This is a genomic window from Paraburkholderia sp. RL17-347-BIC-D (assembly GCF_046027915.1).
Lineage (GTDB): Bacteria > Pseudomonadota > Gammaproteobacteria > Burkholderiales > Burkholderiaceae > Paraburkholderia.
In genome coordinates this window covers 14,498-28,654 of record NZ_JARESS010000024.1, presented here as the reverse complement: position 1 = coordinate 28,654, position 14,157 = coordinate 14,498, and the positions used below count along the sequence as shown (strand labels likewise).

The 14,157-nt window shown below is 63.0% G+C and carries 15 protein-coding genes and 1 tRNA gene; 9 read left to right on the top strand and 7 right to left on the bottom strand.

The genetic code is table 11. The annotated features are described in order from the left end of the window. Nucleotides 1-53 precede the first annotated feature (53 nt). Complete coding sequence (locus tag P0D96_RS27870) at nt 54-1,028, top strand: transporter substrate-binding domain-containing protein (RefSeq protein ID WP_408180643.1); 975 nt, start codon at nt 54-56, stop codon at nt 1,026-1,028. Nucleotides 1,029-1,063: 35 nt separating this feature from the next. Here the strand turns inward: P0D96_RS27870 and P0D96_RS27865 are convergent, their stop codons facing one another. Continuing rightward, nucleotides 1,064-1,513: an NUDIX hydrolase gene (locus P0D96_RS27865; protein WP_408316653.1), complete on the bottom strand. Its 450-nt coding sequence runs from the start codon at nt 1,511-1,513 to the stop codon at nt 1,064-1,066. Between the two features lie 106 nt (nt 1,514-1,619). Further along, nucleotides 1,620-2,009 carry an RT0821/Lpp0805 family surface protein gene (locus P0D96_RS27860; protein ID WP_408180645.1) on the bottom strand — a complete coding sequence of 130 codons (390 nt, stop codon included), beginning with the start codon at nt 2,007-2,009 and terminating at the stop codon, nt 1,620-1,622. Between the two features lie 295 nt (nt 2,010-2,304). On the opposite strand from P0D96_RS27860, the gene P0D96_RS27855 reads away from it, so the two are divergent. Next, nucleotides 2,305-2,544 (top strand): hypothetical protein, encoded by a 240-nt coding sequence (locus P0D96_RS27855; protein ID WP_408291134.1) that lies wholly within the window; start codon nt 2,305-2,307, stop codon nt 2,542-2,544. A 48-nt stretch (nt 2,545-2,592) separates the two neighbouring features. On the opposite strand, the gene P0D96_RS27850 is transcribed toward P0D96_RS27855, so the two are convergent. Further along, nucleotides 2,593-3,987, bottom strand: a complete 1,395-nt coding sequence (locus P0D96_RS27850) for a cytochrome-c peroxidase (RefSeq protein WP_408316651.1) — start codon at nt 3,985-3,987, stop codon at nt 2,593-2,595. A gap of 248 nt (nt 3,988-4,235) precedes the next feature. Here P0D96_RS27850 and P0D96_RS27845 point away from each other — a divergent pair, with 248 nt between their 5' ends. Beyond that, nucleotides 4,236-5,813, top strand: a complete 1,578-nt coding sequence (locus P0D96_RS27845; RefSeq protein WP_408316649.1) for an acid phosphatase — start codon at nt 4,236-4,238, stop codon at nt 5,811-5,813. 241 nt (nt 5,814-6,054) lie between these two features. Next, the gene (locus P0D96_RS27840) at nt 6,055-6,438 is read left to right on the top strand and encodes a DUF427 domain-containing protein (protein ID WP_132373644.1); all 384 of its coding nucleotides are present in this window, start codon (nt 6,055-6,057) and stop codon (nt 6,436-6,438) included. A 78-nt stretch (nt 6,439-6,516) separates the two neighbouring features. On the opposite strand, the gene P0D96_RS27835 is transcribed toward P0D96_RS27840, so the two are convergent. Both P0D96_RS27835 and P0D96_RS27830 read right to left on the bottom strand, forming a co-directional pair. Continuing rightward, a tRNA-Arg gene (locus P0D96_RS27835) sits at nt 6,517-6,590 on the bottom strand. Nucleotides 6,591-6,880: 290 nt separating this feature from the next. Further along, nucleotides 6,881-7,711 (bottom strand): undecaprenyl-diphosphate phosphatase, encoded by an 831-nt coding sequence (locus P0D96_RS27830; protein ID WP_408180648.1) that lies wholly within the window; start codon nt 7,709-7,711, stop codon nt 6,881-6,883. A 651-nt stretch (nt 7,712-8,362) separates the two neighbouring features. Between P0D96_RS27830 and P0D96_RS27825 the strand changes: the two genes are divergently transcribed. The 3 genes from P0D96_RS27825 (at nt 8,363) to P0D96_RS27815 (ending at nt 10,743) form a co-directional block, all read left to right on the top strand. Beyond that, on the top strand, nt 8,363-9,271 hold the full coding sequence (locus P0D96_RS27825; RefSeq protein ID WP_408316646.1) for an aldose epimerase family protein: 909 nt from the start codon (nt 8,363-8,365) through the stop codon (nt 9,269-9,271). A gap of 220 nt (nt 9,272-9,491) precedes the next feature. Next, on the top strand, nt 9,492-10,202 hold the full coding sequence (locus P0D96_RS27820) for a peptidoglycan DD-metalloendopeptidase family protein (protein ID WP_132373628.1): 711 nt from the start codon (nt 9,492-9,494) through the stop codon (nt 10,200-10,202). 214 nt (nt 10,203-10,416) lie between these two features. Then, complete coding sequence (locus P0D96_RS27815; RefSeq protein ID WP_132373627.1) at nt 10,417-10,743, top strand: hypothetical protein; 327 nt, start codon at nt 10,417-10,419, stop codon at nt 10,741-10,743. Nucleotides 10,744-11,209: 466 nt separating this feature from the next. Here P0D96_RS27815 and P0D96_RS27810 read toward each other — a convergent pair whose 3' ends face one another. Both P0D96_RS27810 and P0D96_RS27805 read right to left on the bottom strand, forming a co-directional pair. After that, nucleotides 11,210-11,533 carry a hypothetical protein gene (locus P0D96_RS27810; RefSeq protein ID WP_408180651.1) on the bottom strand — a complete coding sequence of 108 codons (324 nt, stop codon included), beginning with the start codon at nt 11,531-11,533 and terminating at the stop codon, nt 11,210-11,212. A 49-nt stretch (nt 11,534-11,582) separates the two neighbouring features. Continuing rightward, nucleotides 11,583-12,311, bottom strand: a complete 729-nt coding sequence (locus P0D96_RS27805; RefSeq protein WP_408316644.1) for a pentapeptide repeat-containing protein — start codon at nt 12,309-12,311, stop codon at nt 11,583-11,585. A gap of 108 nt (nt 12,312-12,419) precedes the next feature. Here P0D96_RS27805 and P0D96_RS27800 point away from each other — a divergent pair, with 108 nt between their 5' ends. Beyond that, nucleotides 12,420-12,728, top strand: a complete 309-nt coding sequence (locus P0D96_RS27800) for a DUF2288 domain-containing protein (protein WP_310814376.1) — start codon at nt 12,420-12,422, stop codon at nt 12,726-12,728. Further along, nucleotides 12,725-14,092, top strand: a complete 1,368-nt coding sequence (locus tag P0D96_RS27795) for an MATE family efflux transporter (RefSeq protein ID WP_408316642.1) — start codon at nt 12,725-12,727, stop codon at nt 14,090-14,092. Before P0D96_RS27800 ends, P0D96_RS27795 begins: the two co-directional genes overlap by 4 nt. Nucleotides 14,093-14,157 lie beyond the last annotated feature (65 nt).

Here is a 14,157-nt window from a genome sequence, read left to right as displayed (position 1 = left end):
GTTCCATCGACAGCGACGGCGCGGCATCCGCCAACGCCAGTCCGGGAGGTCCGATGAAAGTTGCAGCCCGCCGCAGGGCGAGTACCCGGCGCACAACGGGAAGCACGGCGCGCGCGGCGCGTTTCGTTCAGGGCGCGCGCTGCGCGCTCATGGCGCTGACCACGTTCGGCGCGGCGTCGCTCGCCTGCTCCGCTCAAACGGATGAACTCACCGGCACGCTGAAAAAAATTCACGACGACGGCGTGGTCGTGCTCGGCGTGCGTGAAGCGTCGATTCCTTTCTCCTACTTCGACGGCAAAGGCACGGTCGGCTATTCGCAGACCATCGCACTGCAGATCGTCGACGAGATCAAGAAGACGTTGGGCATGCCGCAACTGAAGGTGCACGAGATCACCGTGACCTCGTCGAACCGTACGCCGATGCTGTTGAACAATCAGATCGATCTGGAATGCGGCTCGACCACACACACAGTGGAACGCGAAAACGTGGCCGCGTTCTCGAACAGTTTTTTCCAGTACGCCGTGCGCATGATCGCGCGCAAGAACAGCGGCATCACGGATTTTTCCGACCTGGCCGGCAAAGCGGTCGTGACGACCGCGGGCACCTCGGATGAACGCCTGCTGCGCCGCCTGAACACCGACAAGCACCTGAACATGCGCATCACCAGCGCGCGCGATCATTCCGAGGCATTTTCCGCGCTCAAGGACGACCACGCCGTGGCCTTCGTGATGGACGAGCCGATCGTGTACGGTTTCAAATCGACCGATCCGCGTCCCGACGATTTCGTCGTGACCGGCACGCCGCTTGGCTATGAAGTCTACGCGTGCATGTTCCGCAAAGGCGATGAACCGTTCCGCACACTCGTCAATGGCGTGATCACGCGCAGCCAGACTTCCGGCGAAGCGGAGCGTCTGTACAAGCAGTGGTTCACGCAACCTATTCCGCCGCACGGCATCAATCTGAACTATCCGCTGTCGGAGCAGAACCGCGCTTTGTTCGCGCATCCGAACGACCGCGCACTCGACTGAAGCCTCGGGCGGCGAACGCAGTGCTGGCCTCGCCGCTATAACGACCGATGCAATTCCGCGAGCGACAGCGTGGTCTGAAAGAGCCGCGTGAGACTGCGGCTCGCATACTTGTCCACTTCGTCAGGCGCGGCCCAGCGGTAGGCATCCATTTCGGGAATCAGCGTGCCGTCGGAGCGGCGCGGAAAGAGCGACGTGCAGGTGCACACGCTCAGATCGAGTTCGTCGACGGTGGCACGCGCGCCGAACAGATGCAGGTCCTTGTCGCGCCGATAGACGAATAGGCCGAGGTCTTTCAGACGCTCGGGCTCGATGGCGATACCGGTCTCCTCGACCATCTCGCGCAGCGCCGTGACGTGCGGCGCCTCGCCTTCTTCGCCATGTCCTTTGGGAATATCCCAGTGCGACGTTTCAGTAGCGTGCGCGAGCAGCACGCGGCCGTCCGGGTCGAGCAAGACGATACCGCACGAGACAATCCGTGTGCTCATTGCCACACCATTTCAAGCGAACGCAACGATCCATCGACACGCACATGCATGGCTTCGAGCCGCGCCGGCTGCCAACCGGCGCGCGCCGCCATCAAGGCCCGCATGCTCAGTGCTTTTTCTGCAATTGCCAGTTGCCGCTGCCGTGCTTGCAGAACTGCGGGCGCAGGTTCATCGATTGCCCTTTGGCGCTCAGCACGACGCCGACGTCGCGGCAGGTGCGGTCGCCGTCCTTGGCCGTGCTGGCCATCGTGATCGCGGCGTCGATCTTCACGCTGTTGCCCGTGCCTTCGTTGACCCAGTTCATGGTTTCGCCGTCCTGCTTGTCGTTCAGTGCGGAGAAGACCGCCTTCTTGACGGAGTCGATGTCGCGTTGCTTCATGTAGCTGATCGGCGTGTCGTTCAGAAAACCAAGATTCGCAGCTTGCGCGCCGATCGCAGCACCCAGCAACAGGCTACCGGCAGTCAGTTGAGACAGGACACGGGTTCGCATCGACATGAAGGGTTCTCCTCGAAAGTGTTCGGCGGTCTCGAGCGCGCGGGGCGCATCGTGATCTGGACCCCAAAAGCATAGCATGTCCCCCTCGAAGGGACCGCGAGAAACTGCCGGGCTCTCAGCCGAACAGGGCGGCCGCCAGCGGAATATGCGGCGCGATCTATTGCTTGAATCACGCGCCACCGGACACAACGAGCGCCGCTAATTTTAGGACAGCTCCCATTCCTAGCAGTAGGACGACTTCTTAAGATTGATTGATTGCGTATCCGCGCCAATCAGAATCTGAAGATGCTCTGCCATGCACACCCTCTCCGCCCTCAAAACTTTTGCTATCGCACTTGCGCTGCTGTGTGTCGCGCTCGTACCGGTTGCGATCAGACGCGATCCCGGACTCGCGCGGCGCGTCGTGCGGATGGACGCGTTGCCTCGCGCTCGCTGGCCGAATCTGCTGACGCGCGTTGGCGTCGCCTGCCTGTTGCTGTCCTTCGCCATGCTGGTCGTCGGCTGCTATTACATGCTGGCGAGCGTCGGCAACTAATCCTGGTCTGAGCGGCCGGCTACGCCAGCAGCCATCGCGTCACCTTCCTCACTTCGCGGCCACTGAGTCGGCCGCCCCGCTTCCCGCCTTGTACCCGTCTGTCAGCGTATTCAAAAACGCGACGACGTCCTTGATGTCAGCCTCGTCGAGCGCCGGCTTGTCACCTGGCTTGCGATCGAATGGTGGATCAGTATTCAGATTGGCCCAGTACTGCTGGGGCAGATCGTCGAACTTCCGCACTTTGCCTTTCGCGACCGGATAGAACTTCTCCGGGTTCGTGTCGCGCTCGGCATAGAAGCGCACCACCTGATCGAGCGAATGATAGATGCCGTTGTGGAAGAAGCTCTTCTTCAGCGCCACATTGCGCAGCGTCGGCGTGCGGAAGATGCCGCAAAACTCGGCGCGACCCTTCAGATCGGTGCGCTCCGGGCCGCAGGCGCCGAGGTCATAGAAATGCGGATCGCGATTCACCGACAGCGCGCGATTGCGCGGCACGCCGATCGCGATCAGACCGAAATCGCTGAACTGCGGCGGCGCACCGTCCATGGTGCGCTGGCTGATGTGGCAGCTCGCGCAATTGCCTTTTTTCTCGTCGTTGAACAGTTGCAGGCCGCGCAGTTCGGCTTGCGTCAACTGAGCCTTACCCGCCAGATAGGCGTCGTACTTGCTGGTGTACGGATAGAAAGTTTCCGGCGTCTGCTCGAAGGTTTCGAGCGCTTGCAACACGGCTTTGAAGGTGGCGTCGTCGCTATCGAAAATATGTGCGCCGAAGGCCGCGCGGAAAGCGTCGGCGTAGGGCGCAGCCTTGAGCGCCGCAGTGACTTTGGCCGGCGTGCTGCCCATTTCAAACGACGACAGCAGCGGAATGCGCGCCTGGTCGCCACCGCGGTCGACGCGGCCATCCCAGGTCAAGCCGCCGGTCGGGCCGGCATCAACGCTTTCGTCGCCTTCGTCGTCCGACTCGTGGTAGTGCTCGGCGAATGCGGGCACCGATTGCAGATACTTCAGCGTCGGCGCGGCGCGCATACCGGTGCGGTGCATGTCGTTGCCGCCGAGTTGCACCGACAACGCATTGGCCGGCGAAAACCCATGGTCCGGACTGTGGCACGACGCGCAAGCGAGCTTGCCCGAGCCGGAGAGCGACGCGTCGAAAAATAACTGCTTGCCGAGCGCCGTCATCTGCCGCACGGATTCGTAGACTTGCGCACGGGACTGCCCCGCTTCATGGGCGGCCACCTGCACGGCCGACGCCGCCACCGGCGCGGACGAAGCCGAACCGCCCGCGACCGTGCTCGCCGCGCCACTCGCGACGGCAGCCGTCCCCGGCGCACCCGCATCGCACGCGGCAAGCATCAAGGTCATGGCTGTCAGCGCGAACGCCGTCGCTTGCCGCACGCGCATCGTCGCGAGACCGGCGCCACGCCGCGCCTCGACCCGAGCCATTATTTTCCGAATCCCCGTCAGACCTGGCCGCATAAGAAAGATGTGAGTTTGCGATAGTGAAGTCCGCGAGCGTATTTCATTCCCATGTCTTTTAAATGACATACAGCCGACGGTATTTTCATATCAGAAGCAATTCGTAATTAATTACATCTTTCTGTCAAATTGCCTTGCCAAACTTTCGCCCGCGGTCATCCGTGTAAGGAGTGCAGGTGACCCGTCCCCAACGCGAGAGAGAGAAACCACATCAAATGAACAAGAAACTGATCTGCGCGACGCCTATCGCGATCGCAGCAGCGTTGAGCCTGTATGCGTGCGGCGGTGACAAAGTCAACGAACCGGACATCACCTCGATCAAGAATGTCGTGGTGATCTACGCGGAAAACCGCAGCTTCGACAACCTGTACGGCAACTTTCCGGGCGCCAACGGTTTGCAGAACGTGACGGCGGCGAGCGCCACGCAGGTGGACCGCAACGGCACGACGCTCGCGACGCTGCCGCAGGTGTGGAACGGCCTGACGCAAACCGGCGTCACGCCGGTGGTCACGCAGGCCATGACGGCAAACCTGCCGAACAGCCCGTTCGCCATCGACGACCCGAAGGGTTTCAACACGCCGATCACGGCGACGACGCGTGACCTGTATCACCGCTTCTACGAGAACCAGATGCAGATCAACGGCGGCAAGAACGACAAGTTCGCCGCGTGGGCGGATTCGGGCGGCCTCGTGATGGGCCACTACACGCTCAACGCCGACAAGCTGCCGCTGTGGAAAATCGCCCAGCAGTACACGCTCGCCGACAACTTTTTCATGGGCGCGTTCGGCGGTTCGTTCCTGAACCACCAGTGGCTGATCTGCGCGTGCACGCCGACCTATCCGAACGCGGACAAGAGCGTGGCGGCCAGCTCGATCTCGTCGGTGGAAAGCGACGGCGTCACGCTGAAGCTCGCGTCCAACTCGCCCGCTTCGGCGTTGAGCGGTCCGCCCAAATACGTGAACTCGGGCAACCTCACGCCTGACTTCTTCGCGATCAACACGATGCAGCCGCCGTATCAACCGAGCGGCAACAAGCCGGCGACCGGCGGCGACGCGAACTTCGCCGATCCGACCCAGGCGACCACCCTGCCGGCGCAGTCGCAGCAGCACATCGGCGATCTGCTGAACAACGCGAAGGTGTCGTGGGCGTGGTACAGCGGCGCGTGGGGCGCGGCGGTGTCGGCGGCGCAAAACGGCACGTCGAACGTGATTTACGGCGCGAATCTGACGGCACCGAACTTCCAGCCGCATCATCAGCCGTTCAACTACTTCGCCGACCTCGCACCGGGCACCGCGAACCGTTCGCAGCATTTGCTCGACGGTGGTCTCGCCGGCTCGGAGTTCATCAAGGCGATCGACAACGGCACGCTGCCGCAAGTGTCGTTCTACAAGCCGCAGGGCAACCTGAACGAACACGCGGGCTACACCGATGTGGCATCGGGCGATCAACACATCGCGGACGTAATCTCGCATCTGCAGAAGAGCCCGCAGTGGAACAACATGGTGGTGGTCGTGACCTACGACGAAAACGGCGGCTTCTGGGATCACGTGTCGCCGCCGAAGGCCGACCGCTGGGGTCCGGGCACGCGTATTCCGGCACTGATCATCTCGCCGTACGCGAAGAAGGGTTTCGTCGATCACACGCAGTACGACACCACGTCGATCCTGCGCTTCATCACGCACCGCTTCTCGCTGCCGACGCTGCCGGGCATCACGGCGCGCGACGCGGCGCTGGTGAGCAACGGCAGCAAGCCGATGGGCGATCTCACGGCCGCGCTGAACATCAAGCAATGAGCGCAGGGCGAAAGGCGTTCGATTTCAGACGGACGACGTTAAGCGGTAAGCAACAGTCCGCCTGAGGGTGAGACTTTGACAGGGCAGCTTCGGCTGCCCTTTTTTATGGCTGCCGTGGAGTCCGACGCGTTTTCACGAGCGGCGTATGCTTCGACCCAGGACGCGATCGTCTCGTCGATGGCGGCTCGATATCCTCCGCAACACGTTGCAGGTTTGCCCACTCATTCAGGAGTTCGACAACATGACTGAAAAAACCATCAAGGTGCCCGGTCCCGATCATCCGATCACGGTCGAGCCGGCCAAGGCGCGCGTGGTCGTGACGGTAGCCGGCAAGGTGATCGCCGATTCGAAGAAGGCCCTCGTGCTGCGCGAAGCATCGTATCCGGAGGTGTATTACATTCCGCGCAACGACGTGGAAATGACGCTGCTGGAGCGCACCGATCACGCGACCTACTGCCCATACAAGGGCGATTGCGCGTACTACAGCATTCCGCTTGGCGGCGAGCGGACGGTGAACGCGGTGTGGACTTACGAGTCGCCGTATGCGGCGGTGAAGGAGATCGCGCAACATCTGGCGTTCTATCCGAACCGCGTGGACTCGATCGAAGTGAAACCGGCGGAGTGACAAGCGAACGTGGCGCGGCGCAAGCTATGCGCGACTCTGGCCGCGTGGTGCGGCGAGCGCGCGCGCCAACATGAGAAGTACGGCAGGAGGGACTCGAACCCCCCACCCTCGGCTTAGAAGGCCGATGCTCTATCCAGCTGAGCTACTGCCGTATTGAAGTGAGGCGATGCAACCACGCACGACGTGCATCGCCCGCAATGAGAACCCGCTTTCGGGCATTGGAACCTGTGCACCTGCAAGCCACAGGATTCGTCGAATACCGAAATTCTAACTGACCGTGCCGTAGACGGGAAATCCACTCCGGCGCCTCGCAGACATTCCGCGCGCCACAGCGGCCGTTGCCAGTCACAAAACAAACGGGCCCGGCAGGTTGAGCCGGGCCCGGATTATAACCGATCGTTCCCTGCCCGCCAGCACGCGCTAGCGGACATGGCGAACTGAATCACACCGGCTGCGGATGCAGCATGAACCAGCCGAGGAACACGACGCCGGCGATCACGCAATACACGCCGAACGAAGCCAGACGTCCGCGGCCTTCGAAATAGCGCATCAGGAAACGCACGCTGAGATAGGCGGCGATCGCGGTCAGCACGCCGCCGAGCAACGCGTCGGCGAGTTGGCCTGGCGCATGAAACAGCTTCGGCAACTCGAGCACGCCGGCCGCGAAGATGATCGGCGTGCCGAGCAGGAACGAGAACTCCGCCGACTTCTCCGCCGTCAGGCCCGCCGCATTGCCGGCGATCATCGTCAGACCGCTGCGCGAGAAACCCGGAATCAACGCGCCGATCTGCGCGAGACCGACGAAAAACGCCTGGCCGAAAGTCAGCTTCTCCGGCGCCTGATGCGCACGCGTACGCTGCAGGCGATCACCGAACCACAGCAGCACGCCGTTGACGATCAGCGCGATCGCGACGATCCGCAGGTCGTGAAAAAGCCGTTCGAGCCGCTTTTCCAGCAGCAGACCGACCAGACCCGCCGGAATCGTGCCGATGATGAGCGCCCACATCATGTGCGCGTCGTCGTTGCGGCGGCCGCCGAACGACGCGAAGAAGCCGCGCACCAGCGCGCACCAGCGCTTACGGAAGTACCACAACAGCGCGAGCGCCGTGCCGAGATGCAACGCGACGAGGAACGGCAGCAATTGCGGCGCGTGTTTGTCGATATGCATGCCGAACAGTGCGGGCACGAGCAACGTATGGCCGAGGCTGCTCACCGGAAACAGTTCGGTGACGCCTTGCAGCACGCTCAGGAAAATGAGAAACGACAGGTTCACGCGGGGCGTCCTTGTAAGGAAAATGTCGGGGAAAGGCGCACCGGATAAGGAATCCACGGCCGCCTCAAAGCGCACCGATTATGCCTGGCTGCAATGTCAGCGCCAAGCGTTTGGACCGCATTCAGGGAAATTTTGTGCGTTGCGTCACAACTCGAAACCGTTGTTACGGCGCAGAAAAAGAAACGGGCCGCCGTGAATGGCCGCCCTGTGGATCAGCAGAATGATGTGAAGCGAACTACGTGGTGCTCGACAGAAGAATCATCCACGGGACCGGATGCCCTTTGACGAGCTGAGCAAGACGATGCGAATGCCCGGATCAGCGTTCGAGCTTGTAAAAGAAGTAGACCGTGCTTGCCGCGAACATGCCGAACAAAGTCACAGCCATTGCCATTGCGAGATCCATACAGCCTCCTGAGGCAGTCTCGCCCGGTCGTCGAAGTTACCGAGCAGTCAGACGAATTATCAGCAAGGATGGCCTTGCGGCGACACCCGCAATTTCCCGAGAAGGGTTTCCCCGTAGCGGAAAGCAGCGCAAAATCATTCTCTCGCGCGGCGCCGCGCGGCAAATTCCGACGCTCGCATGCGAGGATTGCGCCGCTTCCGGGCCGCCTCGCTTCTGCCTTCAACCTCTTACTCATCAGTCCATCGACCATGCCCCTCTCCCCGCAACCGGACATTCTCGAGATCGCCCAGGATGCCTCCGTGCTCCGTTTCGCGCCGCAAGCCGGCGGCCGTCTGATGTCGTGGACGATCGACGGCGAAGAAGTCATCCATTGGCCGGAGCATGCCGACTGGAGCCAGCCCGCGCGGATTCGCGGCGGCAATCCGTTGCTGTTCCCGTTTCTCGGCCGGCATCGTGTCGACGGCAAGATCGGCTACTGGCGTGATGCCCAGGGCAAGGTGCGCGAGCTGCCGATGCACGGCTTCGCCCGCGACCTGCCGTTCGAAGCCCACGCGGACGTGCATGGCGCCGGCCTGCGCATGGTCCTGACCGACAGCGAGGCGACCCGTGGCGGCTATCCGTTCGGCTTCCGTTTCGAGGCCGCCTACGACCTCGCGGATGCGCACACGCTCGACGTCACATTCACCACCACCAATACCGGCAACGCGCGGCTGCCCTACTACGCCGGCCATCACTTCTATTTCACGCTGCCGCACACGCAGCGTGGCGAGACCTCGCTGGAGTTGCCACGCACGCAGCGGTGCTATCAGCAGGAGGACGGTTCGATCAGCGCCGCCGAGCCGGGCGAAGCGCGCTACACACTCGACGAGGCGCGCATCCATGACCGCTTCCATTGCCTCGTCGGCACGCCGGATCAACCGGTGCGGCTCGTCGCGCCGGGTCTCGACCGGCTCGTCACGATCGACCTGCGACGGCCGGGCTCGGTGCCCTGGTACGCCGTCACCACGTGGACCGAAGCCGCGGAGTCGGACTTCTACTGTGTCGAACCGTGGCTCGGGCTGCCGGACGCGATTCACAACGGCAGGGGTCTGCGCTGGCTCGAACCGGGGCAGACCGAAGTCGCCGCGCTGCGAATCAGCGTCGCCAAACTGGGTTGATTGCGGGATTGCGGACCGAGTCGCGCGGTCGGCTTTGAGGCGGGATTTGGAGCGAGGTTTCGCCAAAAATTTCGCTGCACTTTGTCGCATTCCGCACCGCACGAGCCTGCCGCGTTGCCCGCTTTTCGCGTGTTGCAGCGCAAAACCGTTAGAATCGAGCGCTTTGTATCCACCTGCCGCGTGATCGGGATCGGCGCGCGGCAGCGCTTTGCGAGGTCCAATGCGTAACACAACAAGAATGATGAAACGGCTCGCCTGCGCGTCGTTGGTGGCACTGCTCGCCGCGTGCGGGTCGGCGCCGGTGGGGCCGGGGTTTTATCGGGTGGAACGGGGCGATACGCTGTCGAAGATCGCACGCAGTAGCCGGCAATCGGTGCAAAGCATCGTGCGCTGGAACAATCTGACCAATGCGGACAGCATCGAGGTCGGCCAGGTGCTGCGCGTCGCGCCGCCGGGCGGCACGGCATCGACCAGTGGCGCGGTACGCAGCAGTGGAAGCGGCAGCGCTTCGGCCACGCCGCGTCCGGCGCCCGCCGATAGCGCGCCGTCCGCCGCGCCGGCTTCGACGATCTCGCTGGTATGGCCGGCCGACGGCACGGTCATCCGGCGTTTTGACGGCGGCAATTCGAAGGGCATCGATATTTCGTCGGCGGCGGGCACGCCCGTCATCGCTGCGGCGCCCGGCACGGTGGTGTACGCCGGCAACGGCTTGCGCGGCTACGGCAATCTGCTGATTCTCAAACACAACGCCGAGTATCTGACCGCCTATGCCCACAATCGCGTGCTGCTGGTGAAGGAAGGCCAGTCGGTCACGCGCGGCGAGAAAATTGCCGAGATGGGCGACACGGATACCGACCGTGTGATGCTGCACTTCGAACTGCGCTATCAGGGCCGTTCAATCGATCCGTCGCGGGCGCTGCCGCCCCGTTAGGGCTTGGCCTGGGGCACGGGCACTGGCTGCCGTCAGCGGGCGCTCTCGGTTCGCCCTGCGCGGTCCGTGTGCTTTCCCGCCGCTCGCGCCGCCTGTCACCGGGCACGCGCCCTGCAACCGCAGCCGAGGGAACCCGGCGTGTTATAAAACGCTCAATCAGGACACGACGTGGCTTCGCGTCACGTCTTCCTCCGTCAATCTGTAAGGAATTTGTATGAAGAGCGCATTTGCGTCCGTCGCAACGGCCGCGGCGATCGGTCTCGGCCTGCTGGCACTCGGCAGCCTCGGCGGCTGCTCCAGCACCACCACCATGACCTACCTGCCGAACGGCGACACCGGCTTTGCAATCAACTGCAGTGGCAGCGACGCAAGCTCGAGCTGGGCCGAGTGCTACAAACGTGCGGGCGAAGTCTGCGGTAACTACGGCTACGACGTGGTGTCGAAAGACGTCGACAACGGCGCGACCTCGGGTGGAACGGTCGGCGGTATTTTCGGCGCGAACGTGAAGAACCGGTCGATGGTGGTTCGCTGCAAGCAATAACGACGACGCCCGCGCACCGCCGCTCGGACTAGCGGCGGCGCCAGCGTCCCGAGCGCGGATCGATGCGCGCGGAGAAGGCGATCAGCACGCCGAGCGCAACCGGGCAGATGCCGAGAAAAATGATTAACGCGCTCATGCTCTGGAAAGGGGAAGTAAGTTTTCATGATCCACTACACATGTGAATCCGCAGTGACTCGGACGTGACTCGACGATGAGCGCGGCGAAAAAAAAGCCCGGCACGAGGCCGGGCTAACGGGGGTTCGGCGCATATCGGCAAAGGACCGGTTCACCATGCGCCAGAACGAAATCTAACAACCCCCTTTTACAAGCGCAATATATTAATTTCGCAGTCAATGTGATGCGGCGTACTGATTCCGCGTTACGTGAAGCGGAAAAGTCGGAAATAAACAGGCTAAATTCGCCCACCGCTTCACATTAAGCGCTTCAAAATGGCCCGGCTCGAAACTTAGATATTGCCCGCCGGACCGCGCAACGCAAGGGTCCGCCTGAAATCACCCGGAAAAGGCCTGAGGAAAGGGCGCTGGCCGATTTCGGCTAACCCATCCAGCATGATTCGGACGCTTTGCGTCCTGCGTAGCTTTAGTGCGCCACCGCACTCTTTCGCATTATTAACCGATATTGACGGCTCAATTAAAAGCAGTGATTTCTTCACAAGAAATTCGCGAATAGCGAAAATATTAAAGAGATTCAAATCCGCCGACAAATTCCTGCACTGAAAATCGAGCGGCTTATTGATTCGACCAATCGAATGATAAACATCGGCATCCAATCGTTCAAGCTGGGCGAATCGCTAAAAATCGGCCAGCCTGAAGCCGCGCTCACATGACCCGCAAACCGAGTTCGGTGACGAGCACGGCCGCCTGGGCATGGGAGATCGTCGCGCCCTTGAAGAGCGCCGCGTCCACCAGCCGCACGCCGCTCAGGTCGGCATCGCGCAGATCCGCGCCGTCGAAGCGCGCGCCCTTCAGATGGGCGTCCTTCAGGCTGCCGCCGTCGAAGATTGCTTCACGGAAGTCGACACCGGCGAGATCGGCATCGGAGAAGTCCAGTTGTTGCAGCGTGGCCTTGCGAAACGACAGGCCGCGCAAGTGCGCGCCGACCAGCAGCGTTTCGACGAAGCTCAAACCCAGCGCCGTGCACGCTTCGAAATTGGCACCGGTCAGCTTGCAGCTATGAAACGACGCCGAAGCCAGCTTGGCGCGCCGCCAGTTGGTGTTGTTCAGGTCGCTCGACTGAAACTCCGCGTCGACCAGGTCGGCCGATGCGAAATCCGCCTCGCGGCCACGGCAACGGACCCAGCGGGTATGCGAGAGCATCGTGCCGAAAAACGAGGTCTCGGCGATCGTGCAGCGATGAAACTCGGCGCCGCGCAGATCGAGTCGCGACAGGTCGGCGCCTTCGAAATCGCAGTCGGTGAAATGCAGCGGCGCTTTATTGCCGGCGAGGCTCGCCGCGATGAGTCGCTCCACCTCGGCGCGCGTGAGCGCGGCATCGGTCACGACGTGAGCTTGCGCGCCCGAAGCCGGCGCCGTTGAATCCAGTGACATGAAGGTTCAGAATGATTTTCGAAGGACCCATAGCCTACCGGAACGCGCGCCGCGCTGGCGGGCCGCCCCGATGGTTTATAGTAACGGCCCCGTCAGAACCCGCTTACGATGACTTCCAACGACGCCACCCATAGCCCGCTGTACGCCAAGCTGCTCGCCGAAACCGCCAAGATCGGCTGGCCCGAACTCGAACGCTTCTTCGCACGCGGGATGCTGCTGCGCGTCGCGCGCGACCTCGATCTGGTGAGCGTCGCCGAAGCGATCGCCAGCGACGACACCACGCAGGTCACGCAATGGCTGTCCTCGGGGCTTGTCGAGCGCGTGCAGGCGGAAACCGCCGCCGACTTCGCCGCGCGCGACCCGGATCTCTGGGCCGTCGTCGTCTCGCCCTGGGTGTGCGTGCAGGAACGCAATTGAGCGAAGCCGCGCGCGACGCGGACCCGTCGGCCGCGGCACCCGCCGTCCCTGTGCACTGGCACCGTCGGGTGCTCGCGCTGGCGTTTCCCATCGTTCTCGCCAATCTGACGCAGCCGATTCTCGGCGCGGTCGACACCGCCGTCGCCGGCCATCTGGATGGCGCGTCGTATCTCGGCGGCGTGGCGCTCGGCGGCCTGTTCTTCAACTTCGTGTTCTGGGGCTTCGGCTTCCTGCGCATGGGCACGACGGGTCTCGTCGCGCAATCGCACGGCGCGGACGACCACGCCGAGTTGCGCAACAACGTCGTACGCGCGCTGTTGCTGGCGGCCGCGATCGGCGCCGTAGTGCTGGCGCTGCAAATGCCATTGATCGATTACGCACTGCGCGTGATCGGCGGCAGCGACGCGGTGCAACGCAACGCGCGGCTTTACTGTCATGCGCGCATCTGGGCCGCCCCGCTCGCCCTCGGCAACTATGTCGTGCTCGGCTGGCTGCTCGGCACGCAGCAGGTGCGGCTCGCGCTGCTCTCGCAGGTGTTCATCAACAGCGTGAACATCGCGGCCGTGCTGCTGTATGTGTACGGATTCAATTGGGGCGTGGCCGGCATCGGCGCGGCTACGGCCACCGCCGATGCGCTCGGCTTCGTGCTCGGCGCCGCCCTGCTATGGCAGGGCAGGCCACGTGGCCTGCCCACGCTGAACCGCGCCGCTTTGTTCGACGCGGCGGCGCTCAAGCGGCTCGTCGTACTCAATCGCGACATCTTCGTGCGCACCTTGTGCCTGCTCTCGTCGTTCGGCTGGTTCGCGCATCTGGGCGCGAAGCAAGGCGACGCCACGCTCGCCGCCAACGCGCTGCTGCTCAATTTTCAGACCTTCATGGCCTACGGACTCGACGGCTTCGCGCACGCCGCCGAAGCGCTGGTCGGCGCGGCGATCGGCGCGCGCGACCGGCACGCGTTCACGCAGGCGATCAAGGTGACGGCATTGTGGTCCACGCTCGGTGCGCTGGGGTTCTCGCTGGTGTATTGGGGCGCGGGCTCGTGGATCGTCGAACGTTTGACGGATCAGGCCGCGGTGCGCGCCACCGCTGAAATGTATCTGCCGTGGGCCGCGCTCTCGCCGGTGGTTTCCGTGTGGGGCTTTCTGCTCGACGGCGTCTTCATTGGCGCGACCCGCACGCGCGAACTCATGATGTCGATGGTGGTGTCGTTCGCGCTGTTCGTGGCCGCGTCGTGGGCTTTGCTGGCGCTGTACGGCAATCACGGCTTGTGGGCCGCGATGCTGCTCTTCATGGCGCTGCGTGGTCTCACGCTTGCGCGCTATTTGCCGGGCGTCGTGCGCGGCATGGAGGGCGCGGCTGCTTAGGCGCCGTTTCGCCATGCGCGTGTGCTACTTATCCCGCCCAGCGCACCTATTGCACCAAAACCTCT

Bases quoted from the DNA above. Each gene is read 5' to 3' on its own strand.
- P0D96_RS27860 (WP_408180645.1), bottom strand. From the start codon at position 2,009: ATGTCGATGCGAACCCGTGTCCTGTCTCAACTGACTGCCGGTAGCCTG.
- P0D96_RS27845 (WP_408316649.1), top strand. From the start codon at position 4,236: ATGAACAAGAAACTGATCTGCGCGACGCCTATCGCGATCGCAGCAGCG.
- P0D96_RS27840 (WP_132373644.1), top strand. From the start codon at position 6,055: ATGACTGAAAAAACCATCAAGGTGCCCGGTCCCGATCATCCGATCACG.
- P0D96_RS27805 (WP_408316644.1), bottom strand. From the start codon at position 12,311: ATGTCACTGGATTCAACGGCGCCGGCTTCGGGCGCGCAAGCTCACGTC.
- P0D96_RS27855 (WP_408291134.1), top strand. From the start codon at position 2,305: ATGCACACCCTCTCCGCCCTCAAAACTTTTGCTATCGCACTTGCGCTG.
- P0D96_RS27800 (WP_310814376.1), top strand. From the start codon at position 12,420: ATGACTTCCAACGACGCCACCCATAGCCCGCTGTACGCCAAGCTGCTC.
- P0D96_RS27850 (WP_408316651.1), bottom strand. From the start codon at position 3,987: ATGGCTCGGGTCGAGGCGCGGCGTGGCGCCGGTCTCGCGACGATGCGC.
- P0D96_RS27870 (WP_408180643.1), top strand. From the start codon at position 54: ATGAAAGTTGCAGCCCGCCGCAGGGCGAGTACCCGGCGCACAACGGGA.
- P0D96_RS27820 (WP_132373628.1), top strand. From the start codon at position 9,492: ATGCGTAACACAACAAGAATGATGAAACGGCTCGCCTGCGCGTCGTTG.
- P0D96_RS27815 (WP_132373627.1), top strand. From the start codon at position 10,417: ATGAAGAGCGCATTTGCGTCCGTCGCAACGGCCGCGGCGATCGGTCTC.
- P0D96_RS27825 (WP_408316646.1), top strand. From the start codon at position 8,363: ATGCCCCTCTCCCCGCAACCGGACATTCTCGAGATCGCCCAGGATGCC.
- P0D96_RS27865 (WP_408316653.1), bottom strand. From the start codon at position 1,513: ATGAGCACACGGATTGTCTCGTGCGGTATCGTCTTGCTCGACCCGGAC.